General features: G+C 74.3%; 26 protein-coding genes and 3 pseudogenes. 12 read left to right on the top strand and 17 right to left on the bottom strand.

The annotated features are described in order from the left end of the window. Positions 1 to 4: 4 nt before the first annotated feature. The 3 genes and pseudogenes from ACZ51D_RS23590 (at position 5) to ACZ51D_RS23580 (ending at position 2,291) form a co-directional block, all read left to right on the top strand. Positions 5 to 352, top strand: coding sequence for an MmcQ/YjbR family DNA-binding protein (locus ACZ51D_RS23590; protein ID WP_465618112.1), 348 nt, complete (start codon positions 5 to 7; stop codon positions 350 to 352). 121 nt (positions 353 to 473) lie between these two features. Next, positions 474 to 1,346: pseudogene (gene ligD, locus ACZ51D_RS23585) on the top strand (non-homologous end-joining DNA ligase); the annotation flags it as partial. A gap of 90 nt (positions 1,347 to 1,436) precedes the next feature. After that, entirely contained in the window at positions 1,437 to 2,291 is an 855-nt protein-coding gene (locus ACZ51D_RS23580) for an ATP-dependent DNA ligase (RefSeq protein ID WP_465618273.1), read from the top strand. Between the two features lie 44 nt (positions 2,292 to 2,335). Here ACZ51D_RS23580 and ACZ51D_RS23575 read toward each other — a convergent pair whose 3' ends face one another. The 8 genes from ACZ51D_RS23575 to ACZ51D_RS23540 all read right to left on the bottom strand — a co-directional run bounded on the left by ACZ51D_RS23575 (position 2,336) and on the right by ACZ51D_RS23540 (position 8,223). Then, positions 2,336 to 2,920: a type 1 glutamine amidotransferase domain-containing protein gene (locus ACZ51D_RS23575; protein WP_465618110.1), complete on the bottom strand. Its 585-nt coding sequence runs from the start codon at positions 2,918 to 2,920 to the stop codon at positions 2,336 to 2,338. A 12-nt stretch (positions 2,921 to 2,932) separates the two neighbouring features. Then, positions 2,933 to 3,229 (bottom strand): PRC-barrel domain containing protein, encoded by a 297-nt coding sequence (locus tag ACZ51D_RS23570; protein ID WP_360494063.1) that lies wholly within the window; start codon positions 3,227 to 3,229, stop codon positions 2,933 to 2,935. 86 nt (positions 3,230 to 3,315) lie between these two features. After that, a complete protein-coding gene (locus tag ACZ51D_RS23565) occupies positions 3,316 to 3,714 on the bottom strand; it encodes a DUF3040 domain-containing protein (protein ID WP_465618108.1) in 399 nt (132 codons plus the stop codon). A 66-nt stretch (positions 3,715 to 3,780) separates the two neighbouring features. Next, positions 3,781 to 4,224: an HAD family hydrolase gene (locus tag ACZ51D_RS23560; protein ID WP_360494057.1), complete on the bottom strand. Its 444-nt coding sequence runs from the start codon at positions 4,222 to 4,224 to the stop codon at positions 3,781 to 3,783. Positions 4,225 to 4,339: 115 nt separating this feature from the next. After that, on the bottom strand, positions 4,340 to 5,206 hold the full coding sequence (locus ACZ51D_RS23555) for an alpha/beta fold hydrolase (protein ID WP_465618105.1): 867 nt from the start codon (positions 5,204 to 5,206) through the stop codon (positions 4,340 to 4,342). 70 nt (positions 5,207 to 5,276) lie between these two features. After that, positions 5,277 to 5,909: a GNAT family N-acetyltransferase gene (locus tag ACZ51D_RS23550; protein ID WP_465618103.1), complete on the bottom strand. Its 633-nt coding sequence runs from the start codon at positions 5,907 to 5,909 to the stop codon at positions 5,277 to 5,279. Between the two features lie 141 nt (positions 5,910 to 6,050). Next, positions 6,051 to 6,737 carry a TNT domain-containing protein gene (locus tag ACZ51D_RS23545; RefSeq protein ID WP_465618101.1) on the bottom strand — a complete coding sequence of 229 codons (687 nt, stop codon included), beginning with the start codon at positions 6,735 to 6,737 and terminating at the stop codon, positions 6,051 to 6,053. 202 nt (positions 6,738 to 6,939) lie between these two features. Further along, positions 6,940 to 8,223 (bottom strand): geranylgeranyl reductase family protein, encoded by a 1,284-nt coding sequence (locus ACZ51D_RS23540; RefSeq protein WP_465618099.1) that lies wholly within the window; start codon positions 8,221 to 8,223, stop codon positions 6,940 to 6,942. Positions 8,224 to 8,677: 454 nt separating this feature from the next. Between ACZ51D_RS23540 and ACZ51D_RS23535 the strand changes: the two genes are divergently transcribed. Further along, positions 8,678 to 9,655: an LPXTG cell wall anchor domain-containing protein gene (locus ACZ51D_RS23535; RefSeq protein ID WP_465663457.1), complete on the top strand. Its 978-nt coding sequence runs from the start codon at positions 8,678 to 8,680 to the stop codon at positions 9,653 to 9,655. 428 nt (positions 9,656 to 10,083) lie between these two features. Here ACZ51D_RS23535 and ACZ51D_RS23530 read toward each other — a convergent pair. The 4 genes and pseudogenes from ACZ51D_RS23530 to ACZ51D_RS23515 all read right to left on the bottom strand — a co-directional run. Next, positions 10,084 to 10,296: pseudogene (locus tag ACZ51D_RS23530) on the bottom strand (ionic transporter y4hA); the annotation flags it as partial. Continuing rightward, a complete protein-coding gene (locus ACZ51D_RS23525; protein ID WP_465618095.1) occupies positions 10,284 to 10,511 on the bottom strand; it encodes a hypothetical protein in 228 nt (75 codons plus the stop codon). The pseudogene ACZ51D_RS23530 and the gene ACZ51D_RS23525, both read right to left, overlap by 13 nt. 91 nt (positions 10,512 to 10,602) lie before the next feature. Beyond that, entirely contained in the window at positions 10,603 to 12,222 is a 1,620-nt protein-coding gene (locus ACZ51D_RS23520) for a protein kinase domain-containing protein (RefSeq protein ID WP_465663456.1), read from the bottom strand. Next, complete coding sequence (locus ACZ51D_RS23515; RefSeq protein ID WP_465618091.1) at positions 12,219 to 12,980, bottom strand: serine/threonine protein kinase; 762 nt, start codon at positions 12,978 to 12,980, stop codon at positions 12,219 to 12,221. Before ACZ51D_RS23515 ends, ACZ51D_RS23520 begins: the two co-directional genes overlap by 4 nt. A gap of 427 nt (positions 12,981 to 13,407) precedes the next feature. Here ACZ51D_RS23515 and ACZ51D_RS23510 point away from each other — a divergent pair, with 427 nt between their 5' ends. The 3 genes from ACZ51D_RS23510 to ACZ51D_RS23500 all read left to right on the top strand — a co-directional run bounded on the left by ACZ51D_RS23510 (position 13,408) and on the right by ACZ51D_RS23500 (position 15,115). Continuing rightward, positions 13,408 to 13,545, top strand: coding sequence for a hypothetical protein (locus ACZ51D_RS23510; protein ID WP_465618089.1), 138 nt, complete (start codon positions 13,408 to 13,410; stop codon positions 13,543 to 13,545). Between the two features lie 172 nt (positions 13,546 to 13,717). Next, positions 13,718 to 14,125, top strand: a complete 408-nt coding sequence (locus tag ACZ51D_RS23505) for a hypothetical protein (protein WP_465618087.1) — start codon at positions 13,718 to 13,720, stop codon at positions 14,123 to 14,125. 207 nt (positions 14,126 to 14,332) lie between these two features. After that, complete coding sequence (locus ACZ51D_RS23500; RefSeq protein ID WP_465618085.1) at positions 14,333 to 15,115, top strand: glucosamine-6-phosphate deaminase; 783 nt, start codon at positions 14,333 to 14,335, stop codon at positions 15,113 to 15,115. Positions 15,116 to 15,252: 137 nt separating this feature from the next. Here ACZ51D_RS23500 and ACZ51D_RS23495 read toward each other — a convergent pair whose 3' ends face one another. The 3 genes from ACZ51D_RS23495 to ACZ51D_RS23485 all read right to left on the bottom strand — a co-directional run bounded on the left by ACZ51D_RS23495 (position 15,253) and on the right by ACZ51D_RS23485 (position 18,852). Then, entirely contained in the window at positions 15,253 to 16,383 is a 1,131-nt protein-coding gene (locus ACZ51D_RS23495) for an aminotransferase class I/II-fold pyridoxal phosphate-dependent enzyme (RefSeq protein WP_465618083.1), read from the bottom strand. 116 nt (positions 16,384 to 16,499) lie between these two features. Beyond that, positions 16,500 to 17,135 carry a helix-turn-helix transcriptional regulator gene (locus ACZ51D_RS23490; protein ID WP_465618081.1) on the bottom strand — a complete coding sequence of 212 codons (636 nt, stop codon included), beginning with the start codon at positions 17,133 to 17,135 and terminating at the stop codon, positions 16,500 to 16,502. 106 nt (positions 17,136 to 17,241) lie between these two features. Beyond that, a complete protein-coding gene (locus ACZ51D_RS23485; RefSeq protein ID WP_465663455.1) occupies positions 17,242 to 18,852 on the bottom strand; it encodes a beta-propeller fold lactonase family protein in 1,611 nt (536 codons plus the stop codon). A gap of 330 nt (positions 18,853 to 19,182) precedes the next feature. On the opposite strand from ACZ51D_RS23485, the gene ACZ51D_RS23480 reads away from it, so the two are divergent. From ACZ51D_RS23480 to ACZ51D_RS23460, 5 genes and pseudogenes are all read left to right on the top strand, one after another. Beyond that, positions 19,183 to 19,626, top strand: a complete 444-nt coding sequence (locus ACZ51D_RS23480; RefSeq protein WP_465663454.1) for an RrF2 family transcriptional regulator — start codon at positions 19,183 to 19,185, stop codon at positions 19,624 to 19,626. Positions 19,627 to 19,715: 89 nt separating this feature from the next. Continuing rightward, complete coding sequence (locus ACZ51D_RS23475; protein WP_465663453.1) at positions 19,716 to 20,897, top strand: globin domain-containing protein; 1,182 nt, start codon at positions 19,716 to 19,718, stop codon at positions 20,895 to 20,897. Between the two features lie 194 nt (positions 20,898 to 21,091). Continuing rightward, positions 21,092 to 21,853 (top strand): (Fe-S)-binding protein, encoded by a 762-nt coding sequence (locus ACZ51D_RS23470; RefSeq protein ID WP_465663464.1) that lies wholly within the window; start codon positions 21,092 to 21,094, stop codon positions 21,851 to 21,853. Positions 21,854 to 21,870: 17 nt separating this feature from the next. Then, a pseudogene (locus tag ACZ51D_RS23465) lies at positions 21,871 to 23,266 on the top strand (lactate utilization protein B). 68 nt (positions 23,267 to 23,334) lie between these two features. After that, on the top strand, positions 23,335 to 23,934 hold the full coding sequence (locus tag ACZ51D_RS23460; protein ID WP_465663463.1) for a LutC/YkgG family protein: 600 nt from the start codon (positions 23,335 to 23,337) through the stop codon (positions 23,932 to 23,934). On the opposite strand, the gene ddaH is transcribed toward ACZ51D_RS23460, so the two are convergent. Beyond that, the gene (gene ddaH / locus ACZ51D_RS23455; RefSeq protein ID WP_465618073.1) at positions 23,921 to 24,748 is read right to left on the bottom strand and encodes a dimethylargininase; all 828 of its coding nucleotides are present in this window, start codon (positions 24,746 to 24,748) and stop codon (positions 23,921 to 23,923) included. The genes ACZ51D_RS23460 and ddaH overlap by 14 nt on opposite strands. A 329-nt stretch (positions 24,749 to 25,077) precedes the next feature. Beyond that, entirely contained in the window at positions 25,078 to 25,971 is an 894-nt protein-coding gene (locus ACZ51D_RS23450) for a 4Fe-4S domain-containing protein (protein ID WP_465618069.1), read from the bottom strand. Between the last annotated feature and the right edge of the window lie 84 nt (positions 25,972 to 26,055).

Here is a 26,055-nt window from a genome sequence, read left to right as displayed (position 1 = left end):
CGCGGTGCCCACGCCGGTGGACCGGCTGCGGGCGCTCTGCCTGGCGCTGCCGGAGGTCGAGGAGCGGATCAGCCACGGGGAGCCGACCTGGTTCGCGGGCTCCGGCCGCCGGGCCCGGGTGTTCGTGATGCTCTCCGACCACCACCACGACGACCGCCTCGGTTTCTGGTGCGCGGCGCCCGGCGGCGCGCAGGAACGCATGACCGGCGAGGACCCCGACCGCTACTTCCGGCCGCCGTACGTGGGTCACCGGGGCTGGCTGGGCGTGTACCTCGACGGGCCGGCGCCGGACTGGGCCCGGATCGAGGACCTGGTCGCGGACGCCCACGCGCTGGTCGGCCCGGGGCGGTAGCCCCCACCCGCGCGCCCGGGGCCCGCGCACCGCACGGGCCCCGGGCGGGCGCCGCCGAAGCGGGGCAGACTGGCTGCGGGGGCCACCCAACCGGAGGCTTCGGAGCCGCACCGTGCCGCAGATGACGGTGGACGGGCGCACTCTCGCCCTCTCCCACCTCGACAAGGTGTACTACCCGCGCACCGGCACCCTCAAGGGCGAGGTGCTGCGCTACTACGCCGCCGTCCACACCGCCCTGCTCCCCCACCTGCGGGATCGCCCGGTGTCCTTCCTGCGCTGCCCGGACGGCGTCGAGGCGGAGGTCTTCGTCGCCAAGAACCCGCCCCCGGGCACCCCGGACTGGGTGCGCACCGTCGAGGTCCCGAGCAACACCGGCGAGCTGTGGCAGGTGGTGCTGGAGGACGGCGCGGCGCTGTTGTCCGTCGCCAACCTGGGCTGCCTGGAGCTGCACGTCCCGCAGTGGCACGCGGCCGCGCCCGCGCTCGCCGACCGGCTCGTCCTGGACCTCGACCCCGGCGAGGGCGCGGACGTCCTCACCTGCCGGGCGGTCGCGCTGCTGCTGCGCGAACGGCTGGCGGCGGACGGCCTCACCGCCTGGGTGAAGACCTCCGGTTCCAAGGGCCTGCACCTGCTGGTCCCGATCGAGCCCACGCCCAGCACCCGGGTCTCCGCCTACGCGAAGGAGCTGGCCGCCGCTCTGGAGGCCGAGCACCCGGAGCTGGCGGTGCACACCATGGCGAAGGCCCGGCGCCGGGGGCGGGTACTGGTCGACTGGTCGCAGAACAACGCCAAGAAGACCACCGCGGCGCCGTACACCCTGCGGGCCCGGCCGCTGCCGACGGTCTCCACCCCGCTGTCCTGGGCCGAGCTGGAGCGGGCGGGCGGCGAGCAGGACCTGACGTTCACGCTCGCCGAGGTCCCCGACCGGCTGGCCGCCCACGGCGACCTGTTCGCCCCGCTGCTGGACCCGGACCGGGCCCGCCCGCTGCCGTCCGCTCCCTCGACGGCGGCGCCGCAGCAGCCGCAGGCCCGGGAGTCGTCGCGCCGGCAGGCACGGCAGGTCCTGCAGCCGCCCGTCGAGGTGATGCGCCCCGCCGCCGTCACCGCCGTACCGCCCGCCGACGGGCTGGGCGGCGGTGGCGTGCAGTACGAACTGAAACTGGACGGCTTCCGCTGCATCGCCTTCGCCCGCGGCGACCGGCCGCCGGTCCTGCAGTCCCGCACCGGCCGCGACCTCGCCCCCGAGTTCCCGCCGATCGCCGCCGCCGTCGGCCGGCTGCCCGAGGGGCTGGTCCTGGACGCCGAACTGGTCGCCTGGCGCGGCGGCCGGTTCGCCTTCGGCGAGCTGCTGCGCACCCGCCAGGCCCGCGCCGCCGCCCCGGACGTCGCGCTCGGCCTGATCGCCTTCGACCTGCTGGCCCTGCCCGGCCGCGACGTCCGCCGGCTCCCGCTCACCGACCGCCGCCGCCTGCTGCTCGCCGCCCTGGCCGACGTCCCGCCGCCGATCCAGCCGGTGATGGCGACCACCGACCGGACGGAGGCACTGGAGTGGATGGAACAGCTCGCCGACACCGGGGTGGAGGGCCTCGTCTGCAAGGCCGCCGGCTCCCCCTACCGGCCGCGCGGCGCCGGGCACGCCTGGGTCAAGTACCGCCGCAGCGACACCCTCGACGCCACCGTCCGCGCCGTCACCGGCCCGGCCGCCCGCCCGCACGCGCTGATCCTCCGGCTCGACGACGGCCGGGTCTTCCTGACGACGCCCCGGCTCACCGCCGTCCAGTCCCGCGAGGTCGCCGACGTGACCCGCCCCCTCCTCGGCCCGGCCACCACCGACCCCGACCACGGCCCGGTCCACCCCCTGACCGGCCCGCTGCGCGCCGAAATCACCCTCACCGGCCGCCCGCCCACCGCCACCTTCGTCCGCCTCCGGGGCGACTGACGCCACCCCGTGCCGACGGTGGCCTCCCGTACGATCCGCACGCGCTACGTGCGCCGCTTCGCCGTCGCGTGGGCGAACTCCGTCACGAACGCGTCCTCGAAGTGCGGCAGGTCGCCCGGTTTGCGGCTGGTGACGAGCGGGCCGGGGCCGTCGTGGCAGACGTGGACCGGTTCGTCGACCCAGTGGGCGCCCGCGTTGACCAGGTCGGTGCGCAGGCTGGGCCAGGAGGTCAGGGTGCGGCCGCGGACGGCGTCGGCCTCGATGAGGGTCCAGGCCGCGTGGCAGATCGCCGCGACCGGGCGGCCGGCGGCGCAGAGGGCGTGCACGAAGGCGACCGCCGGGCGGTCGAGCCGCAGGTGGTCGGGGTTGGCGACGCCGCCGGGCAGGACCAGGCCGTCGTAGCCGGCCGGGTCCGCCTCGGCGACCAGGGCGTCCACGGCGAAGGTGTCGCCCGGGGCGCGGTGCCGCACAGCCTGGATCCGCCCCTCGGCGGTGGACAGCAGGCGCGGGATGCCGCCGGACTCGGCGACCGCCTGCCAGGGGGAGGTCAGTTCGGCCTGCTCGACACCGTACGGCGCGACCAGGAAGGCGATCGTCCGGCCGGTGAGCGTGGTGGACGGCCAGCCCATGGGATCAGCCGCTCAGCGCGGGTGGGGGGCGGTCAGGTCGACCGCGGCGGGCGGGGCGGAACTGAGCCTGGCGCGCGGGCAGTCGAGGTGGACGGCGCGTTCGAGGTGGTCGACCCGGGCGGCCAGGCCGACCGGGACGAGCACGCGGGTGCCCGGCACCCACGGCGCGGCGTCGACCAGCAGGTGGTCCCCGGTGTCCTGCTCGACCCGCCCGACGGGGCCGTCGGTGGCCTGCACCTCGTACCCGACCAGGCCGAGGTCGGCGGCGGGATGGGAGCCCGGACGGTGCTCCCACAGGACGGTACTCATGCGCCCACCTCACTCCGCTCACTCATCGCGGCTCACCCATCGGGGCTCACTCATCGCGACTCGCTCATCGCGACTCGGTCATCGCGTCACGCCTCCGGCCGGTCCCAGGGCCGCCGTTCGCGGCGTTCGCGGGGCTCCTCCGGCTCGGCCCGGCCCGCCCGGGAGGCGCTGCGCCGGCGCAGCAGCTCCGAGGTGGCGACCGCGGCCGCCACGGTGGCCGCCCAGACCACCCCGAGCGCGGCCAGCACCGCCGTGGTCGGGGTCCGTACGCCCACGCTGAGGCAGATCGCCGTCATCACCAGAGCGGTCAGCACCACCCCCGCCGTCACCCGGTGCCCGACGGCGCGGAGCACGCGCCGGACCCGGCTGGGCCGCTTGGCGCCCATCGTGCTCAGCTTCCGGTCGAGCCGTGTGTCCTGGCGCAGATCGGACTCGATCTCCTCGAGGAGCCGCCGCTCCCAACCGCTCAAAGCGGGTCCGTCCATCTCGGTCACCTCCGACACTTCCGGTGACGTGCTCGCACCCGGGCGATTTCCCGGTGCGGGCCGGCGCTAACCGTTCCGGGCACCGCCTGTTCCGGCACCCACGGGTCCGAAGGCCCGGGGACGGGCGAGCAGGCTGTCGTCCAGGACGCGCAGCAGGGCGGCGGCATCGCGGTGGACCTCGGCCGCACCCGCCGCCCGCAGCTCCGGACCGGCGTCCCCGCCGGCCTCCAAGGCGACGCACGGCACCCCGACCCGCCGCGCCGCCCGCACCTCGCGCACGCTCCCGGCGACGGCCACGGCGTGCGAGGGACCGCCGTCCACCAGCTCCAGCGCCGCCCGCAACGGATCGACCCCGGGGGCGGCCACGGTCAGGGCCGGGGCCCCGACGGGCCCGGGCCCGGTCAGCACGACCGTCCAGCCCCGGGCGGCGCACTCGCGCAGCAGCTCGGCACCACCGGGCAGCGCGGGCCGCCAGTCGGTACCGAAGAGAGCCGCCGAGATCACCGTCATGGCCACCGCTTCCGTTTGCAGGCCACGCACCGTACGCGCCCTTCCAGGTTAGGCCGCTCACCCGTCCGGCGCGCTGCCTGCCGGGCGGGGACTTCCCGGCGGCAGCCACGAGGGCTCAGCTCGTCGCGGCCACGCCCGCCAGGAAGTCGGTGACGAGCCGGGCGAGTTCGGCGGGGCGCTCCTCGGGGACGAGGTGGCCGCAGCCCGACAGGATGGCCCCCTGCGCGTCCGGGGCGAGGCGGCGGACGAAGTCGATCATGTGCTGCCCCAGGGAGCGCTCCCCGGCGACGGCCAGCACGGGGATGTCGAGCGGCACCCGGGCGGCGTCGCGGACCTGTTCGGCACTGACCCAGGTGTTGACGTAGTACTCGCAGCTGGAACGCACCGCGTCGTCGTCGCCGTACGCCTTCAGGTAGACCGCGATGTCGTCCTCGGTGAGCGAGCCGGGGGTCGTCCGGGCCATCTGGGTGAGGATCCAGGTGAAGAAGGTGGTCTGCGCGCCGCCGCCGATGAGCTGCTGCGGGAGCCCGGGCGTCGCGAGGAACGGGAAGAACCACAGCGGGTTCCAGGACTGGGAGAAGTTCAGCAGGTCCTCGCCGCCGGCCCCGGGGATGCTCGCCTCCAGCGCGGTGAACGAGCGCACCCAGTCGCGGTCGGTGGCCGCCAGGTGGTAGCCGATCGGGGTGCCCCAGTCGTGTCCGACGACGTGCGCACTGCCGACGCCGAGGCGGTCGAGCAGGCAGCGGACGTCGGCGGCCGCGGTGGCCACGTCGTAGCCGTCGGCGGGGCGCTCGGTCTCGCCCCACCCGCGCAGGTCCGGGGCGATCACCAGGTGCCGCTCCGCCAGCACCGGGATCAGGTGGCGCCACTCGTACCAGGTCTGGGGCCAGCCGTGGAGCAGGACCACCGGGTCCCCGGCGCCGGCGGAGACCCAGTGCATCCGTATCCCGTTGACCTCGCCGTGGTGGTGCTGAAGTGCCATCGACCGTTCCTCACGTTCCGTCAGAAGCCATAGGAGCGCCAGTGATCATAGGCTCTTCCGCCGCTCCCGGTCAGCCGAGATCCGGGTCCGGGTCCGTCGCCAGCCGGGCGTGCAGGTGTTCGTCCTGGTAGTCGCGCCCGTCGAAGCGCCACGAGGCGCGCAGGGTGCCCTCGTACGGGAATCCGGCGCGCTCCGCGACCCGGCAGGAGCGGTCGTTGCCGACGGCGTGGAACAGCTCGATGCGCCGGGCGTCGGCGGCCTCGACGGCCCAGCGGGTGACGGCGGTGGTGGCGCGGGTGGCCAGGCCGCGGCCCCGGGCGGCGGCGAGCAGCCAGTAGCCGACCATGGCGACGCCGTCGGCCTGGTTGGTCCACCGCAGGAAGGCGTTGCCGAGGAGGGTGCCGTGGGCGGCGTCGGTGACGGCGAAGGCGGCCATGGTGCCGTCCGCCCAGTGGGTGTCGCAACGGTCGAGGTAGGCCTCGGCGGCGGCGGGATCGGTGACGCCCAACGGGTTCCAGCGGGCGATGTCCGGGTCCGTCGACGCGGCGACGAGTGCGGGGACGACGCCGCCGGACAGGTCGAGGGCGCGTCCCCAGGGGCGCAGCAGGGCGCCGCCGAGGTCGAGGACGGCGGGCCGGAAGACGCGCCGGTCGGCGGGGGTTTGGGCCGTGGGGGCGCCGGTGGGGGTGTCGCTGGTGGTCATCCGGCCTTCCTACCCCCGGTCCGCCGCGCCTGCCAGCGAATAATCCGGTGGCGGTGGTGGTGGCGTCCGGTGGCGGTGGTGGTGGCGGCGTCCGGTGACCAGGGGGCTGGTCACCGGGCGCGGCCGTCCGTGAAGCCGGGGTCAGATCCGGGCGAGGTACCCGTTGTCGACCAGCCACATCACGTTCAGCTTGGTCGGGCCACCGGGCACCAGGGCCGCGTCGAGCTGGTACTGCAGGCCCCAGCCGGGCTGGTTGAACCACGGCGCGATCGGGCCGGCGTGCACCTTGAACGGCTTGACGACCTTGTAGTCGTGGTAGTTGCAGGCGGCCGGCGGGTTGCCGTCCAGGCTCTGCGGCGGGATCGCGCGGTCGGCGTAGGGCAGGCCCTCGGGGGCGAGGAAGGCGCCGTACTCGCTGCCGTAGCGGTCGATGTTCTGGTTGGGGTAGAGCGTGAGGTCGAACTCGATCGGGCTGCCGTCGGGCAGGGTGACGTAGCCGTCGGCGGGCGGGTAGATCCAGCCGCCCTTGCCGCCGTTGGCGGCCGGGTCGTAGTACTTCGCGAGGAAGGCCTGGTCACTCGCGCCGCCGGTGCGCTGGTAGCCGACGAGCTGGCGGCCGACCGGGCCGGCGGTCGGGAGGTCCTGCGGGCCGAGGCGCGCGTCGTCGTGGAAGAAGGCGGCCGAGCACTGGTCGGACGGGGTGGCCGCCCGCCCGGTGGCGGCGGCCGTGTCTGCGGTGGCCGTGGCGGCGGCGGCCGGGATGCTCGGGGCGAGCACGGCGGCGGCTGCGGCAAGGGGCGTGACGAACAGGCGAAGGCGAAGGCGCACGGTGTCTCCGTCATGGGGGTCAATGGGTCATGCGGAGAGGCGCTTCAGTCACCCTCCGTGTCCGGACGGGTACCAGGCAAGCGGATCTGCTGATCATTCGTCAACACGACTTGGCGGAAAGCGTGCTGGATTCCCCGGTTTCGTCCAAGCCGGGACACGGGACCGCTCACTCGAAAGAATGAGCGGTCCGGCTCGGTTCCGCTCACCGCCCCGGCGCGACCCGCCCGATCAGGTGGAGCAGCCGGTCGAGGGAGTCCTTGGAGTTGGGCTCGGTCAGGTTGACCATGAGCCGGAACGCCACCTTCAGCAGCGCCGGGTGGCCGAGTCCGGTGGCCCCGGCGGCACCGAGCAGCTTGGGACGGCCGAGCAGGTCGGCGGCCAGCCGGCCGAGCGCGAAGTAGCCGGCGTAGGCGGAGCGCAGCGCCTGCGGGTAGGCGCGCAGGGCGAGTTCGCGGCCGCGGTCGGTGCGGCGGGCGAGGGCCTGGACGATGGTCTCGGCGGCGTAGCGGCCGGATTCCATCGCGTAGGCGATGCCCTCGCCGGTGCCCGGGCTGACCGTGCCGCCCGCGTCGCCGATGAGCAACAGGCCGTCCGCGTAGTGCGGTTGGCGGTTGAGGCCCATCGGGAGAGCGGCACCGCGGATCGGCTCGGTGACGCCGTCGGGGGTGTAGCCGTACCCGGGCGGCAGGTCCTCGCACCAGCGGCGCAGCAGTTCCCGCCAGTCCACGTCGGTCTTGGCGGTGTTGAGGACGCCGAGGCCGACGTTGGCGGTACCGTCGCCCATGCCGAACACCCAGGCGTAGCCGGGCAGCAGGCGTCGGGCCGGGTCGTTGGGGTCGCGCAGGTCGAGCCAGGCCTCCAGGTAGCGGTCCTCGTGGCGCGGGGTGGTGAAGTACGTCCGGTAGGCGACGCCCATCGCGCGGTCGGTGCGGCGGTAGCGCTTCATGGCGACGGACAGCCGGGTGGAGTTGCCGTCGGCGGCGACCACGATCGGGGCCCGGTAGGCGACGGGCCGGCGGTCCTCGCCCAGCTTGGCGGTGACGCCGGTGATCCGGCCGGTCCGCTCGTCCACCACGGGGCCCGCGACATTGGCGCGTTCGATCAACCGGGCGCCGCAGGAGGCGGCCTTCCGTGCGAGCAGGTGGTCGAAGTCGGCGCGGCGGCGGACCAGGCCGAACCCGGGGAAGGCGGAGAGCTCGGGCCAGTCGAACTCGATCGAGCGCCGGCCGGAGATCAGCCGCAGGCCCCGGTTGTGCAGCCAGCCTGCCTCCTCGGAGACGTCGATGCCGAGGTCGGTCAGCTGCTTGACGACGCGCGGGGTGAGGCCGTCGCCGCAGACCTTCTCGCGCGGAAAGGCGGACTTCTCCAGCAGCAGGACGTCCAGGCCGGTCCGGGCGAGGTGGGCGGCGGCGGTGGAGCCGGCCGGGCCGGCGCCGACCACGATGACGTCGGCACTCTCCTCGGCGGTCTGCTCTGGGCCGGGCATCGCACTCTCCCACGGGTCGGATCGGCTGCACGCGCAACGGAATCAGCGGACTGGGCGGTTCCAGACGGACGATAGAGAAACCTGGAGCCCGCACGCCGCCCCGACACGCAGGCCGGGCCCGAGGACCGGTCAATACCGGCCACCTCGGCATCGCAGGTTCACCCGCCGGGTCGGGGAGCGGAGTTGACCGCCACCGATCGCCGCCGACCACCTGCACCGGCCTGAGCGCACACGAAATCACGACAACCGGGTGATCGGATCGTTGTAACGAACTAGTCGGACTAACCGTCCACAGCGATGCATTTCGGCCAAACCTCCCTTGCGTCACGTTTCTCTCTGCGGGAACTTTTGTGCCCCTCCCGTCGTACGGCACCGGCTCCCGCCGAACGGCCGACCAGAGGCTCCCTCCCACCGCGCAGGCTCGTCCGGCCTGCCGAACCCGATGGAACTAGCCATGCGCATCCGCTCCACCGCCGCACGCTCCCTGGTGGCCGTCCCGACCGCCGCCGCCCTGATGCTGCTCGCCCCCGCCGCCGCGCACGCCACCGCGGGCGGCAAGGGCGGCGCCCCCGGCAACAACGGCACCGTCAAGATCCACGACGCCGCCACCGGCCAGGAGGACGTCCGCAACGAGCCCAAGGTCTGCAGCTTCTACCTGGACTCCTTCGGCTTCGACGCCAACCAGGACGTGATCTGGGCGATCACCACCGTCGGAGGCGGCCCCACGGAGAAGCTCGTCGCGTACGGCGACCTCCCCGTCGACGGCCACGGCCACGTCCGCACCGAGGACATCCACCTGCCGGACGGCCACTACAAGCTGTACTGGCAGTCCGTCGAGCTGGTCAACGGCGAGCTGCCGCAGGGCACGAAGCTCAACAACCCCAAGCACAAGGTCTTCAAGGTCGACTGCGGCGGCCAGACCCCGGCCCCGACCGGCAAGCCCTCGCCGACCGTGACGCCGACCCCCACCAAGACCCCGTCCACCGGCCCGACCAGCGTGCCGACCACGCCGTCGCACAGCCCGTCGGCTCCGGCCTCGCCGACCCCGAGCGCCACCCCGAAGCCGTCCGGGACCCCGACCACCCCGGCGCCCACCACGCCTGCGCCCACCGCCCCGGCGACCGGCGCGCCCACCGACGAGCCGACCGGCGCCCCCACCGACGTCCCGAGCCCGGGCCCGTCGAACCCGCCGACCGCCACCGTGCCGGTGCACACCCCCACCACCGACACCCCGGTCAACCCGGACGAGCCGCTGACCCTGCCCACCAAGGTCAGCGTCCCCACCCCGATCCCGGGTGCCGCCTCGGACGGCAAGAAGCTGGCCAGCACCGGTAGCGACGGCACCCTGCTGTACGCGGGCGCCGGCACCGTCCTGCTGCTCGCGGGCGCGGGCACGGTGGTCTACACGCGCCGCCGCCGCACCTCCTCCTGAGGCACCGGACTGCCGAGGCACCGGGCCCGCCCGAGGCGCTGACCGCGCCTCGGGCACCCGCCTCGGGCACCCGCCGCGTCTGAGCCGCGGCATCACGGAGCCCCTGGCCCCGCGGGCAGTCGCGGGTCCGGGGGCTCCGTGTCGTACGACGGCACCCGTGTCCCCGGGGGGGGCACGGCCGACGGTGCCGTCGCCGACGAGGGCCCCCGGCCACGGGGGTGAAACCGGCGGCCCTCATCCCGGTCTACGGGCGGCCCGCCGTCCCGGGTTCACCACCGGCACCACGAACCTCACCAGAGCCGCCTGACCCACCCGACCCGCCTGACCCGCCTGACCCGCCAGGCCCCGACCCCCGGAACGCCGGAAGCCCCTGGCCGCACGGGGGAACGGGCCAGGGACTTCCACCTGGGACTACGGCTGACCCACCCTCACGGGTTCACCGCCAGCACCGCGTACCCCGCGAGCACCGCCAGGTGCACCGCGCCCTGCAGCAGCGTCGCCCGGCGCGGGATCACCGTGAGGATGCCCAGCACGATCGTCAGGGTCAGCAGCACCATGTGCGCCGACCCGAGGCCGAGGACGAGCGGGCCGGACAGCCAGGCGGAGGCGATCGCGACCGCCGGGATGGTCAGGCCGATGCTGCGAGCACCAGGGATCCGAACGGCTCCCCCGACCAGTGCGCGATGACCTCGGCGTGGTGCACGGCGGACAGTACGGCGGCCACCAGGAAGCACGCGACCACGCCCACCACCCAGCCGGGCAGGTCCTTGTGCCAGGTCAGGACGAGCACGACGAACGACACCACCGGAACGACGACGGTCCATTGCGCGGCACCCGCGCGGAGCTTCGTGATCATGCCGCCGAGGATCCCAGACCTGGCGCCCGTCACCCGAGTGCTCGCGCCGGGATACGTGGGGGTATGGCATAACTCATCCCGGTTTGCGCGTTCACCCGCCGTAGTCGGCAAGGTACTGAAGCACCTTGTCGACATGGGCCCGCACCCGGTCCGGGACGCCCCCGGTCGCCTCCACGGTCTTGTCGCTGGTCCGGTAGGCGGCCGTGACCAGGGCCGGCAGGTCGCGGGTGAAGCCGCTGCGCTTGAGCTGCTGGTCGAGCCAGCAGACGTAGTTGCCCATCGCGGCGATCGCGTCGCCCGGGTCGAAGTACGACTTCGGGCCGGGGTGGGTGGCCGCCTTGGCCCAGGCCTCGAAGACGCCGGGCGTCCACATGGCGATGCCGTACTCGCCGGTCTCCGGGCGGGCGGCGTTCGGGTCGAAGCCGCTCTCGGCCTTCAGCATCGCGGCCAGCAGCACCGGGGTGACCTCCGGCTCGGGGCAGCGCCGGGCCGCGTTCAGGATCATGTCCCGGTAGGCGACCGGGACGTCCGAGCCCGCCGGGATCGCGCCGGGCAGCGGGGGCGGGGCCGACAGCAGGGGCGGAGCGGGCAGCCGGGCGCGGTGGGCGCCCGGCCCGGCGGGCTCAGGACCACCGGTCAGCGCGAGGGCGGCGAGCGCGCAGGCCAGCAGGCCCGCCCCGGCCCGTACGGCGGCGCGGCGGTGCCGGGCCGGACGGGCGGTGGCCCGGGCGACCAGCGCGGCGAGGTCGGCGCGGGCCCGTTCCTCCTGCCCGGGGGCGAGGCAGGCGGTGACCACGGGACGCCATCGCGCGGGCAGTGCCGCGTCCAGCCGGAGCGGCGCCGCGCCGCGCGCGTACGCCTGGGCGGCCAGCGAACGGGCCCGGGCGGTGGCGCCGAGGAAGGGGTGCGGACCGCCGGTGAGCAGTTGGTGGGCGATCACCCCGTAGGCCCAGACGTCGGCGCTGGGGCGCACCGCGACACCGCGCGCGCCGGTGCGCTGGGACCACCACTCGGGCGGGACGTGGTCGGGCGAGCCGAGCGGCGGGGCGTAGGCGTGGGTGCCCTCCAGCTCCGCGGTGAGGCCGAAGTCGGCGATCTTGGCGGTGCCGTCGGGCATCAGGAGGATATTGGCCGGTTTCAGGTCCCCGTGCACCCAGCCGACCCGGTGCATGTGGGTCAGCCCGGCGCAGACCTCGGCGAGGATCCGCTCGGCACCGGGCACCGCACCGCCGGGACGGGCGACGGCCAGCACGTCCTGCAGACTGCGGGCGGCGCGCTCCATCACCAGGGCGACGGCACCGTCCAGGGCCGGGTGGTCCGGGTCCTCGACGGTGACCACGGCGAAGGTGCGGATCAGGTGCGGGTGGTCGGCGCGGCGGCTGAAGCGCTGCTCGCTGCGGGCCATCCGGGCCACGGTCCGCCGCTGGCCGGGGCTGAACCGGGCGGCGCCGAGGAGCTTGACGGCGACCGGGGTGCCGTCCGGGCCCTCGGCGGCGTGGACGCTGCCCCAGGCGCCCGCGCCGAGGAAGGCGCCGAGGCGGTAGCCGGCGATCGGGTAGCCGTCCGGGACCTCGAAGGGCGGGCCGTCCGACGACGGGTCTTGCGGCGACCGGCCTTCCGGCGAAGGGTCGTCCGGTCGGTGGTGGTCGGTGGGCAGTCCCTTCGGCGGCTCCGGATCGGGCCCGGCGTCGGGCCCGACGTCGGGCGTCACGGCCGGGCGGCCGCGCGCCGGGGCGGGAGCAGGGCCAGGTGCTCCTCCCGGACGAGGTCGAACTTCAGTGCCAGGGCGGCGAGTTCCTCGCGCTTGCCGCCGCCCGGGCCCTCCTCGTACGGCTCGCGCAGCCGCAGCTTGGTCTCCACCAGGTAGTCGATGTGGTAGTTCACCGCCGAGCGGGTCAGCCCGTGGCAGGAGGGCAGGGCGCGCAGCCGGGCCAGCACCTCGGTCACCCCGGGGACGGCGGCGGCGGAGGGCGAGCGCAGCCGGGGCTCGCAGAGCGCGAGCAGCACGAGGAAGTACTTGGCGGTCGGGTCCAGGGCGAAGGGGCTGACGGTGTGTTCGCCGTCGGCGCCGCCGGGACGGCCGTCCAGGTAGGCGTGCTGCGGGGCGAAGACCTTGAAGGAGGCGGGTTCGCCGAGCGCGGGCAGCAGCACGCGGGAGAGCTCGAAGGGCACGGGCGCGCCGAGCCGGCCGGGGGCGACCTTGATGTGCTCCCCCGCGCCCTCCAGGTTCTCCACGACGTAGGTCGCGGAGGCGCTGAAGTTGGACAGCCGCCAGTAGTCCTCGGCCGCGACCACCTCGCCCGCGCGGCGGGAGACGCCCTGGTCGGGCAGCGGGATGGCGACCGGTCGGCCGGGCTCGCCGCGCCCGAACACCGCGGCCTCGCCCGGGCCCATCCGCACCAGCGCGGGCGCTTCGCCGGGCGCCATCTCGGGCCCCGGACCGGGAAGTTGCACGATGACCGTGTCCACGCAGCCACCTCCGTGGGATCGGGTCGATGGTATCCGCCCGATTCGCCCCGTCGGCAATCCGCCACCCGGACGAGTGAAGGGACACCGCCAACGCCGCAACGCCGCCAACGCCCCAACGCCGTCCGGCTCGACCGGAGTTGCCGTCCACCCACGGGAGGAGCGCCCTTCTCCTTCCGGTCGGAGGGTCGGGCCGTTCGGCCGAGGCGGGCCCGGCCGAACGGCGCTGCGTACACGGCGAGCAAAAGAGCGATCCAAGGGTTGGTCAAGGCGGCGGCACCGGCGTACGACACCAAGGGCATCCGGATCAAACGCGGTCCTCCCGGGCACCGCGGACACGGCCTGCGTCCGGCCGCCGGGCATCCCGGACGCGGCCTGGGCGCAGTTCAAGAAGGCCTACGGGCCGCTGAACGTCGGAGGCTTGGAACGGATGGCCGAGCCGGAGGGGATCGCGCGCGCGATCCTGGCGCTGACCTCGGACGATTTCGGGTACCGGACCGGCGCTTCGGTGCCGCTGGACGGCGGGGCCACGGCCGGACGCCGGATGGTGCTGCCGCCCACGAACTGATCGCCCGCCAGGCCGCGGGTTGTCCGGATATCGAACGCTCGGCGAAATGATTGCGGTATGTAGTTGAACGGTCACCATGAGTGTGACGCAACGCACACACGCGGCGTTCACAATGTGTGCAACACTCATCCCAAGGAGTGAGATTCCCTTAATTTCCAAGGAGGTTCGCATCATGCGCACTCGGATCGCAGCTGTGATGATGACGGTGGCAGGGATCGCCGGGCTGACGGCAGGACCGGCCCTGGCCGCCACGGCAACGTCCGAGACCGACACCGTGGCCTGCACCACGGTGCTCAACCGCCCCTGCATCTCGCACCAGGCCGACGGCGAGGGCGTCGTCGGCGTCGCCCAGGTCACCGCCGACCCGGCCCAGTTGACGGTCGTCAGGGTCGAGGTCCGCACCCAGGCCGCCTGGGGCAGCCCGTGGGAGACCGCCGCCTCGGCCACCACCGTGCGGATCGGCTCCGCCAAGGCCGTCACCCCGCGCGTCGTCACCACCGACCTGCGCATCATCTGCGCCACCGCCGGCCCGGCGCTGGACGCGGCCAAGCAGGTCACCACCTGTACCAACCCGTTCTGATCACGGGGCCGGCCGCCGGGACCCCCGTTCCCGGCGGCCGCCCTGCCAGTTCGGCCATCCCGGTCGCACCGCCCCTCGGCCCTCGACCCTTCCGGGCACACCGCCCCCGACCAGGCCTCGGGTGGACCTGGGGCACCCGTTCACGGCAAACTGGTCTAGACCTCGAAGGTCTAGACCTCATACGCGCCTCAGAACGGTGGACCCAGTATGGAAATCGTGATCGTCCCAGACGCCCCAGCGGCCGGCGAACTCATCGCCGCGGCGATCACCGATCTGCTGACCGACAAGCCCGACGCCCTGCTCGGCGTGGCGACCGGCTCGACCCCGCTGCCGATCTACCAGGCCCTCGCCGCGCGGGTCGGCGACGGCCGGCTGGACGCCTCCCGGGCGCGCATCTGCCAGCTGGACGAGTACGTCGGCCTGCCTGCCGGCCACCCGGAGTCCTACCGCTCGGTGGTGCTGCGCGAGGTCGTGGAGCCGCTCGGCCTGACCGAGGGCTCCTTCCTGGGCCCGGACGGCAACGCGACGGACATCGCCGCGGCGGCCACCGCCTACGACCGCACGCTGGCCGAGGCCGGCGGCGTCGACCTCCAGCTTCTCGGCATCGGCACGGACGGCCACATCGGCTTCAACGAGCCCTGCTCCTCGCTGGCCTCCCGGACCCGGATCAAGACCCTGACCCGGCAGACCCGCGAGGACAACGCACGCTTCTTCGACAGCATCGACGAGGTCCCGCACCACGTCATCACCCAGGGCATCGGCACCATCCTGGAGGCCCGCCACCTGGTGCTGCTCGCCACCGGCGAGGCCAAGGCCGAGGCCGTCGCCCTCTCCGTCGAGGGCCCGCTGTCCGCCGCCGTCCCCGCCTCGGCGCTCCAGTTGCACCCGCACGCCACCGTGGTGGTCGACGAGGCCGCCGCCTCCCGCCTCAAGCTCGCCGACTACTTCCGCGACACCTACGCGGCCAAGCCGGCCTGGCAGAAGCTCTGAGCACTCCCGCGGCGCAGCCGTGACGGCCGGGGCGCCGGCCACCGATCCCCTCGGTGGCCGGCGCCCCGGCCTCGTCGTGTCGGCGGGTGCCAGAGTGCGGCGGGTACCGGAGTGCGGCGGGTGCCGGAGTGCGCCGGTCAGCGCTTGCGGAGCCAGGCGGCGAAGGCGTCCAGGGCCGGGCCCGGGTCGCGGCGGCCGAGGCCGATGCGGAAGCGGTCGGTCGGGGTGGGGGTCAGCTCGGAGCGGAAGATGCTCGCGGGCAGCAGGATGACACCCGCCTGTTCGACCAGCCCCGTGCAGAAGTCCTCCACGCCGTCCGCCCCGAGGTAGCGCGGGAAGGCGACGCAGCCGCCGTCCGGGGCGCGCCACTCGAAGAGGTCGGCGAACTCGGCGAAGAAGGCGTCGAAGAGCGGCAGGTTCTCCGCGATGATGCCGCGGTTGCGCGCCAGGATCCGCTCCCGGGCGGTGATCGCGATCCGGGCCAGCACCTCGCTCGGTGCCGAGTTGCAGATCGTGGTGTAGTGCTTGGCCCGTTCCAGGCGGGCGCGCAGCTCCTTGTCCCGGCAGGCGATCCAGCCGATCCGCAGGCCGGGCAGGCCGAGCGACTTGGACGTGACGTTGAGGGAGAGGGCCCGCTCGGAGAGGTCGGCGGCCTGCGGCAGGGTGCGAGCCGGGTCGCGCTCCAGGCCGCGGTAGACCTCGTCCGAGAAGACCCGGATACCGCGCTCGTCGCAGATGTCGACGAGCCGGGCGAAGTCGGCGGCGTCGATCACCGCGCCGGTGGGGTTGTTGGGGAAGTTGACCGACAGCACCTTGGTGTTGGGGCGCAGCGCCGCCTCGACCGCGTCGAGGTCGAGCGCCCAGTCCTGCCGCTCGTCCAGGGCGACGCCGGTGACCTCGCACAGGGAGAGCGGGATGGTCTCGGCGGACTGGTAGTTGGGGGTCACCACGACCGCGTGGTCGTCCGGTTCGAGCAGCACCCGCATGGCGAGGTTGAGCCCCTCCTGGGCGCCGCCGAAGCAGAGCACGTCGTCCGCGTCGACCCGCTCGTACATCCCGGCGATCGCCCGGCGCAGCCCGGGGTCGCCGAAGGTCTCGGTGTAGCCGAGGGCGAGGGTGTCCCAGGCCTCGCGGTCCTCGGGGCCGGCCAGGGCGAGCAGCTCGGCCATCGTCATGGTCTGGGCGTCGGAGGCGGTGAGGTGGTGGGGGGCGGTGAACTCCCAGCGCGAGAGGTGGGTTTCGAGCCGGAATTCGGGGAGCTGGGGCATGGGGGCTGTTCCTTCCTGAGGCCTGCGGGGCTGCGGGGCCTACGGGTCCTGCTGTCCTACGGGGCGGCGAGGCCTGCGGGGCTCACGGCCTGCGGGGCTTCACGGGTGGGCGGGGCTCACGGGCCTGCGGGGTGCTTGAGCTCGGCGAGCAGGCTGTAGGCGGTCGAGCGGGAGATCCGCAGCGCGGTGGCGACGACGGGGACGGCGCGTCGGACGGCGAACACCCCGGCCTGGTCGAGTTCGTGCAGTACGGCGAGCCGGTCCTCGCGGGTGAAGCGCTCCAGCGGGCGGCCCTGCGCGCGGACGTGGGCGCCGATGACGTCGTTCATCCGCTCGGTCCAGTCGCGTTCGAAGAGCGGTTCGGGGCGCGGCGCGGTGGGGGCGGCGAAGCCGGCCAGGAGGGCGGCGGCCTGTTCGAGCGGGCCTCGGTCGAGGTTGACGCAGAGCACCGCCGAGGGCCGTCCGGCGTCGTCGCGCAGTACGGCGCTGACGGAGGAGAGCCGGCGGCCGTCGGGCAGCGACTTCTCGTACGGGCCGTAGACGTCGGGGACGGAGGGGTCGACCTCGTCGAGTTCGCCGAGCATCGACGGGTCGCCCGGGGCGCGGGGGGTCATCGGGTTCCAGATGGCGAGCACCCGGTCGGTGGCGGGGTCGTGCAGCACCACCTCGGCGTACGGGCCGAGCAGCAGGGCGACCGCGCGGCAGACCGGGGCGAAGGTCCGGACGCGCGGGTCGGTGTTCTCCGAGGGCATGTCTGGACTGTACGTCCAGATCGGACACTTAGTCCAGCACCGCCGACGGCCGAGGCCCTGCCGGAACGGTCCGGCAGGGCCTCGGCGCGCGGGTGAGCGGCAGGTCCTACGCGCAGGTGATCGACAGCCCGAGGACGGAGGAGCAGCTGCGGGTGTCCCGGCTGGTGCCGGGCGACGGGTCGGCGGGCGCGCCGGCGGAGCGGGCCACGGTGACGTCCCAGCTGCGGACCAGCGAGAACAGGCCGACCTTGATCGAGAAGTGCCGGGTGGCGGTCGCGCCCTTGGCGAGCGGTGCGGCCAGCGTGCAGGTGAGCTTCCCGGCGGCGATGGCGCAGTCGGTGGAGGTCGCGGTCAGCCCGGCGGGCAGGTCGGCGGCGACGGTGGCCGCGGTGATCGGGTCGGGCCCCTGGTTGGTGAGGGTGATCGTGTAGTCGACCCGGCTGGCGAGCAGCTGGGTCACCGGGGTCGCGGTGAGCGCGACGCCCAGGTGGGCGCTGGGCGCGGCGTAGGTGAACCGGTCGGCGGTGACGGCCGCGCTGGTGCCGCCGGGCGTGGTGACCTGGACGTCCACCGGACCGGTCACGGTGGTGGCGGGGGCGGTCGCGGTGCAGCGGGTCTTGGTGCAGCTGAACGAGGTGGCCGCGCCGGCCGCGCCGAAGGTCACCGCGGTGGCACCGTTCAGGTCGGTGCCGGTGACGGTCACCGTGGTGCCGCCCGTCCCGGAGCCGCCGTTCGGGGTGATCGCGGTCACGGCCGGTACGGGCAGCGGGAAGTGCAGCAGCTGGACGGCGCTGCCGGTGAAGTCGGCGAGGTAGCCGTGCCGCCCGTCGGCGGCCAGCGCCAGGGTGTACGGGCTCGCGCCCACCGGGACGGTCGCGGTGACGGTCCGGCTCGCGGTGTCCACCACGCTCAGCGTGTTGTCGGCGTAGTTGGACACGTACGCGGCCGAGCCGTCCGGGGCGACGGTGACGGCGTACGGGCCGGCGCCGACCGGGACGGTGCCGAGGACCGTGTTCGCCGCGGTGTCGATCACGGCGGCCGTGCTGTCGTCGCCGTCGGCCACCCAGAGACGACTGCCGTCCGGGCTGAGCGCGAGGCCGAAGGCGCTGTGGCCGACGGGAACGGTGGCGCTCACCGCGCTGCCCGCGGTGTCGACGACGTTCACCGCCTTGTCGCCGGAGGCCGCGACGTACAGCCGCTTGCCGTCCGCCGAGACGGCCAGCCCGTGTGGCTCGGCGCCGACCGGGACGGTCGCGGTCACCGTGTTGGACGAAGTGTCCAGCACGCTCACGGTGTTGGCGCCGGCGTTGCTCACATAGGCGCGCGAGCCGTCCGGCGAGAGGGCGAGTCCCCAGGGCTGGGGGCCGACCGGGACGGTCGCGGTGACGGTGTGGCTCGCGGTGTCCACGACGCTGACCGTGTTGTCCAGGTGGTGCGTCAGGTAGGCGCGGTGCCCGTCGGGCGAGAGGGCGACCGCGTAGGAGCCGGTGCCGGCGGTGAAGCTGCCGCTCACGGTGTTGCTCGCGGTGTCCAGCACGCTGACGGTGCCGCTGCTCTGGCTGGTCACGTAGGCGTGGCCGCCGTCCGGCGCGAGGGCGACGCCCGCCGGGTAGGGCGCCACCGGCACCTGGGCGGTGACGGTCGGCGGCGGTGCGGCGGCCTGGGCGGTGGCGGGCTGGGACAGCAGTGCGGCCGTGGCCGCGGCTATCGCGGTCACGGCCGTCAGGGTCCGGCGGGGGGCTCGGCGTGTTCTCACGGTCTCTCCAAGCGGTCGGCGATACGGGCGGTGCTGCTGGGCTGCTGGGCCGCGGGTCACGTGTGGTACGTCACATGCGGGTGGGCGATGTGGGCCGCACGGGCACCACGCGAGGGGCGGCCCGGGGCCGCACGAAGCGTAGAAGCCACCCTGACTGCCCGTCAGGGAGTGACAACTAATGTCGCCAACTGTTCAGATTCGACCGATTCACCGGGGTAGCCCCCGGGCCGAACGGTTCAGGATCGTGCAGGAAATTGGAGTTTTGGAGTCGTATTAGATAGCGTTTCGAACGTGAGGCTGACCAAGAGCACCGACATCGCCCTCCGGATCGCCATGCGGCTGGCCGTGCTGGACGAGGGCGACAACCCGACCACCCGCGAGGTGGCCGAGTCGGTCGGTGTGCCGTACACCCACGCGGCGAAGGTGGTCAGCCGCCTGCAGCACCTGGGGGTGCTGGAGGCTCGGCGCGGTCGCGGCGGCGGGCTGATGCTCACCTTCGCCGGGCGGACCGGTTCGCTCGGGCTGCTGCTGCGGGAGCTGGAGGGGGTCGGCGACGTGGTCGGCTGCGCGGACGACCCGCCGTGCCCACTGCGGGCCGCGTGCCGGCTGCGCGGGGCGCTGCGCAACGCCCAGGAGGCGTTCTTCGCCGCGCTCGACCCGCTCTGCGTCGACGACCTGGTCGCCGCGCCCACCGGGCCGGTCCTGCTCGGCCTCGGCACCGGACCCACCGACTGATCACCCACCGATCGCACCCGCCCATCGGGGTCGCGCGCCACCGCACGGCCTTTAATACGCATCTCAGATGCCAGTTAGGAGCCCGACTGATGCTGTCCGCGAAGTCCACCGAGGTCATCGAGGCCACCCTGCCCGTCGTGGGCGCCGCCATCGGCGACATCACCCCGCGCTTCTACGACCGGCTGTTCGCCGCCCACCCCGAGCTGCTGCGCGCCCTCTTCAACCGGGGCAACCAGGCCAACGGCACCCAGCGCGAGGCGCTGGCCGGCTCGATAGCCGCCTTCGCCACCGCACTGATCGCCCACCCGGACCAGCGCCCGGACGCGATGCTCGCGCGGATCGCCCACAAGCACGTCTCGGTCGGCATCGACAACGAGCAGTACAAGGTCGTCCACGAGCACCTGTTCGCCGCCATCGTCGAGGTGCTCGGCGCGGCCGTCACCCCCGAGGTCGCCGCCGCCTGGGACGAGGTCTACTGGCTGATGGCCAACGCGCTGATCGCCATCGAGAACCGGCTGCGCGCCGAGGCCGTCGCGGGCGGCGGCCCGGCCGACCTGTGGCGCCCCTACACCGTGGTGACCCGCTACCAGGAGACCGACACCGTCACCAGCTACCTGGTCCGCCCGGCCGACGGCCGCCCCGTCCCCGCCTCCCGGCCCGGCCAGTACGTCTCCGTGCGCACCGAACTGCCCGACGGTGCCCGGCAGATCCGCCAGTACAGCCTCTCCGGCGAGGCCGACGGCGCGCTGCGCTTCACCGTCAAGCGCGAGGCCGGCGGCGAGGTCTCCGGCCACCTGCACGACCACCTGCGGACCGGCGACACCGTCGAGCTCTCGGCCCCGATGGGCGACATCGTCCTCACCGACGGCGACGGCCCGGTCCTTCTCGCCTCGGCCGGCATCGGCAACACCCCGATGACCGCGATGCTCGACCACCTCGCCGCCACCGGCTCCACCCGCCGGATCGTCTCGGTGCACGGCGACCGCGACCAGCTCGGCCACGCCTTCCGCGCCGACCTGGAGCAGCTGACCGCCAAACTGCCGAACGCCACCGCCCACGTCTTCTACGAACAGCCGCTCGGCGAGTGGCCGGCCGAGCGCACCGGGCTGGTGGACCTCGCCTCCGTCGAGGTTCCGGCCGGCACCACCGCCTACCTCTGCGGCCCGCTGCCCTTCCTGCGCGCCGTCCGCTCGCAGCTGCTGGCCGCGGGCGTCCCGGCGGCGGACATCCACTACGAGGTGTTCGGCCCGGACCTGTGGCTCGGCGCCTGACCTCCGGCTCCGGCAGCTGACTTCGGCTCCGGCGCCTGACCTCCGGTTCCCGCAGCTGACCTCCGGCTCCGGCACCCGACTTCGGGCGCAGGAGCGCGAGTTCCCCCCACGGCACCGGTCCACTCGATACGATCACGAGCGGTCCGGTGCCCGATCACGAACGGACCGGTGCCGTACGACCGGAGGGAGCCCGGATGCGGGTCGCGCTGTTCGCCACCTGCGTCAACGACGCGCTGTACCCCGCCACCGCGATCGCCACCGTGCGGCTGCTGGAACGCCTCGGCGTGACGGTGGACTTCCCCGCCGGGCAGACCTGCTGCGGGCAGCCGCAGTACAACACCGGCTACCGGAAGGGCTGCGAACCGCTGGTGCGACACACGACCCGGGCCTTCGCCGGATACGACCACGTGGTCACGCCCTCGGGTTCCTGCGTGGCGATGGTCCGCGACAACTACCCGCGGATCGGCGCCCGGGCCGCCGCCGACGGCCGCGGCACCGAACTGGCCGACCTCGCCGCCGACTTGGCGCCCCGGGTGTACGAGCTCACCGAGTTCCTGACCGACGTGCTCGGCGTCGAGGACGTCGGCGCGTACTTCCCGCACACCGTCACCTACCACCCCTCCTGCCACGGCCTGCGGCTGCTCGGCCTGGGCGAGCGGCCGCGCCGACTGCTGCGCGCCGTCCGGGCGTTGGAGCTGGTCGAGCTGCCCGGCGCCGAGGAGTGCTGCGGCTTCGGCGGCACCTTCGCGGTCAAGAACGCGGCGGTGTCGGCCGCCATGGCCGCCGACAAGGTCGCGAACGCCCTCGGCACCGGCGCCCGGGTGCTGTGCGGCTCCGACAACTCCTGCCTGCTGCACCTCGACGGCACGCTGCGCCGCCGGGGCGAGACGCTTCGCCCGCTGCACCTGGCGGAGGTCCTGGCCAGCACCGAGGAACACCCCTGGGGGCCCGCGTGACGCAAGCGTTCCTCGGCATGCCCGCCTTCCCCGAGGCCGCCGCCCGGGCCGTCCGGGACGAGCGGCTGCGCGCCAACCTGCGGCATGCCACCCACACCATCCGTGACAAGCGGGCCCGGGCGGTCGCCGAACTCGCCGACTGGGCGGAGCTGCGCGAGGCCGGGAAGGCGATCAAGGACCACACGCTGCGCCATCTCGACCGCTACCTGGTGCAGTTGGAGGAGTCCGTCACGGCGGCCGGCGGCACCGTGCACTGGGCCGCCGACGCCGAGGAGGCCAACCGGATCGTCGCCGGCCTCGTCCGGGCCACCGGAGAGACCGAAGTCGTCAAGGTCAAGTCGAATGGCCACCCAGGAGATCGGGCTGAACGAGGCGCTCGCCGCCGAGGGCATCACCGCCTACGAGACCGATCTCGCCGAGCTGATCGTGCAGTTGGGCGACGACCGCCCCTCGCACATCCTGGTGCCCGCGATCCACCGCAACCGCGCCGAGATCCGGGAGATCTTCGCCGAACGGATGGCCGCCTGGGGCCGGCCGGCGCCCGAGGGCCTCACCGACTCCCCCGCCGAACTCGCCGAGGCCGCCCGGCTGCACCTGCGGGAGAAGTTCCTGCGCGCCCGGGTGGCCGTCTCCGGCGCCAACTTCATGGTCGCCGAGACCGGCACCCTGGTCGTCGTCGAGTCCGAGGGCAACGGTCGGATGTGCCTCACCCTGCCGCGCACGCTGATCTCCGTGGTCGGGATCGAGAAGGTCGTGCCGACCTGGCGGGACCTGGAGGTCTTCCTCCAACTGCTCCCCCGCTCCTCCACCGCCGAGCGGATGAACCCCTACACCTCGATGTAGACGGGCACGAGCGCGGGCGACGGCCCGTCCGAGTTCCACCTCGTGCTGCTGGACAACGGCCGCACCGCCGCGCTCGCCGACCGGGTCGGCCGCCAGGCGCTGCGCTGCATCCGCTGCTCGGCCTGCCTCAACGTCTGCCCGGTGTACGAGCGGGCCGGCGGGCACGCGTACGGCTCGGTGTACCCGGGCCCGATCGGCGCCATCCTGACGCCCCAACTGCGCGGCACGGCAAGCCCGGTGGACGCCTCACTGCCGTACGCCTCCTCGCTCTGCGGGGCCTGCTACGAGGTGTGCCCGGTGGCGATCGACATCCCCGAGGTGCTGGTGCACCTGCGCGAGCGGGTCACGGAGCAGGGCGGGCACCCGCTGGAGCGGGCGGCGATGGCCGCCGCCGGGTACGTGCTGGACCACCCGGCGGCACTCGCGGCCGCCGAACGGCTGGCCGGGCGCACCCGCGCGCTGCACCCGCGCCGGCTGCCCGGGCCGGGGCGCGCGTGGACCGACACCCGGGACCTGCCGGAGGTGCCCGCCGAACCGTTCCGCGACTGGTGGCGGAGGAACCGCACGTGAAACCGCACACGACCGCACGGGAGTCGATCCTCGCCCGGATCCGGGCGGCGCTCGGCGACGCCGCCGGGATGGACGAACAGCCGCTGCCGCGAGGCTACCTGGCGGCGCACGTGCCGACGGACGACCCGGCGGCGCTGGTCGACCTGCTGCACCGCAACCTGGCCGAGTACCGGGCGCGGGTGCACCGGTGCCGCGAGGACGAACTGCCGCGGCGGATCGCCGGGTTGCTGGCCGAGCGGGGCAGCCGGACGGTCGCCGTGCCGGACGGGCTGCCGTCCGGGTGGCTGGCCGCGACCGCCCCCGCCGTCGAACTCGTGCCGGACGACGGGACGCTCACCGCCGCCCGGCTCGACACCGTGGACAGCGTGGTCACCGGCTGCGCGCTGGCCGTCGCCGAGACCGGGACGATCGTGCTGGACGCGGGGCCGGGCCAGGGGCGTCGGCTGCTCTCGCTCGTCCCGGACCACCACGTGTGCGTCGTCCGGGCGCCGGAGCAGGTCGTCGCCTCGGTGCCGCTCGCGCTGCCGCGCCTGGATCCCCGGCGGCCGCAGACCTGGATCTCGGGGCCGTCCGCGACCAGCGACATCGAACTCGACCGGGTGGAGGGGGTGCACGGGCCGCGCACCCTGGAGGTGCTGCTGGTCGGGCCGGAGCTCAGGCCGGCCTGAGCTCCAGGGTGCAGCACTTGGCCCCGCCGCCGCCCTTCAGCAGCTCCGAGACGTCCACCGGTATCGGCTCGTAGCCGTGTTCGGCGAGGCGGCCCGCCAGGTTCTTGGCCGTCTCCGGCAGCAGCACCCGGCGGCCGTCCGAGACCGCGTTGAGCCCGAACACCTCGGCGTCGGCGCGGTCGGCGAGGATGGCGTCCGGGTAGAGCGCGCGCAGCACGGCGCGACTGTCGGCGTCGAAGGCCTCCGGGTAGTACATGACGTGGTCGTCCGAGAGCACGGCCAGCGCGGTGTCCAGGTGGTAGAAGCGCGGGTCGACCAGGTTCAGGCTGACCACCGGGACGCCGAACAGCTCGCCCGCCTCGGCGTGCGCCGCGCGCGAACTGCGGAAGCCCGTCCCGGCGAGCACCCGGTGGCCCACCACCAGGTGGTCGCCCTCGCCCTCGTTGACGTGCCCGGCGCGGCGCACCTCGCGGTAGCCGCGCTCCCGGAACCAGGCCTGGTAGGCGTCCGACTCGGCGGCGCGCTCCGGGTAGCGGAAGGTCGCCACCAGTGCCCGGCCGTCCAGCACGGTCGCACCGTTCGCGGCGTAGACCATGTCCGGCAGGCCGGGCAGCGGGTCGATCAGCTCGACGGTGTGGCCGAGGCGGCGGTAGGTCCGGTGGAGCCGCTCCCACTGGCGCAGCGCGAGCGCGGTGTCGGTGGGCTGGGCCGGGTCCATCCACGGATTGATGGCGTAGTCCACGGTGAAGTGCGTCGGCCTGCACATCAGGTAGCGCCGTGGCCGGGCGGTGCGCTCCGGGGTCTGCGTGGGCATGGGTCAACCGTCCTTGGATCGCGGGGTGGCCCGGGTTCCGCCGGTACGGAACACCGCGCTGTTGCAGAGGCGGCTGCCCCGGTGGCACCGTTTCGCACACCCGCGCGGGCGCCCCCGGTGGACGCACGCCCCCGCGCACCCGGCGCGAGCACCGGCGCACGAACGCTCCGCCGCTGTCGGCGCTGTCGGCGTGGTGGCGCTCTCGGCGCTCTCGGCGCTCTCGGCGCTCTCGGCATTGTCGGCGCTCTCGGCATTGTCGGCGCTGTCGGCGCTGTCGCCGCTGCCGGCGGGCAACCGTGGTGGGCGGGCCGCCGGTCAGGCCCGCGTGGCTACCAGCGGAGCGCGGTGAAGTCCACCGGCGCGGGCCGCAGCGTCCGGCAGCGTTCGGCGAGGGAGCGCAGCCGGCGGTCCGCCTCCTCGGCGGGCATCCGGCGCCGGTCCCCGTGGCCGGGCAGCAGCCACTCGAAGCGGAGCACGCCCAGGCTGCGCTCCAGCGAGGCGGCCTGCTCCTCGATCGAGTACCAGGTGATGGCCTCCTGCACCTCCACGTCCTCGGTGGTGCGGGACCAGTACAGGCTGTCGCCGCTGAAGCAGTACCGCTCCTCGGCGACGAAGAGCACGCTGCCGCGGGTGTGGCCGGGGAACGGGTGGGCGACCAGGCCGGGCCCGATCTCCACCGGCTCGGTGCCGCGCAGTACCCGGTCCGCGTCGGGCACGGCCTCGAGGTCGCCCTCGTGGATCCAGAGCCGGGCGCCGAGCCGGTCGGCGTACTCCCGGCCGTGCCTGGCGTGGTCGCGGTGGGTGAGCAGGATGTCGGTGACCGGGCCGAGTGCGGCGTAGCGGGCGGCGAGAGCCTCGCTGTAGCGGGGCGTGTCGACCATCACCCAGCCGGTGGGGCGGCGGCAGAGGTAGGAGTTGGCGCCCGCGGTCCAGCGGGAGTTGTGGCCGAGCAGCAGCACGTCGTCGTCGAGCGCGAGCGGGAAGGGGTCGCCGGCCGGGTCGAGTGGGCCGGAGCCGGGGCGGATGGAGCGGGTCGGGCAGGCGTGGGCGGCGGCCCGCAGCTGTCGGCGCTCGGCCTCGTCGCGCGGTTGGCGGACCAGCTCGGACCGGCCGGCGTGCTCGCGGACCAGGTCGGGCGCGAGCTGCCGGGCGGCGTCGCAGTTGGTGCAGCGGTCGTCGATGGACCACTTCTCGGGTACGTCGGAGCGCGTGTCGATGGCCATGGATGTTCTCCCCCGGGAGGACGGCGACCCGGGCGGTCGCTCCCTTCGAGCATCGGCCGGTCGGGCCCAAAAGCGATAGGGGGT

This window comes from Kitasatospora sp. NPDC033851, assembly GCF_055576085.1.
This window is presented reverse-complemented; position numbering and strand designations above follow the sequence as displayed.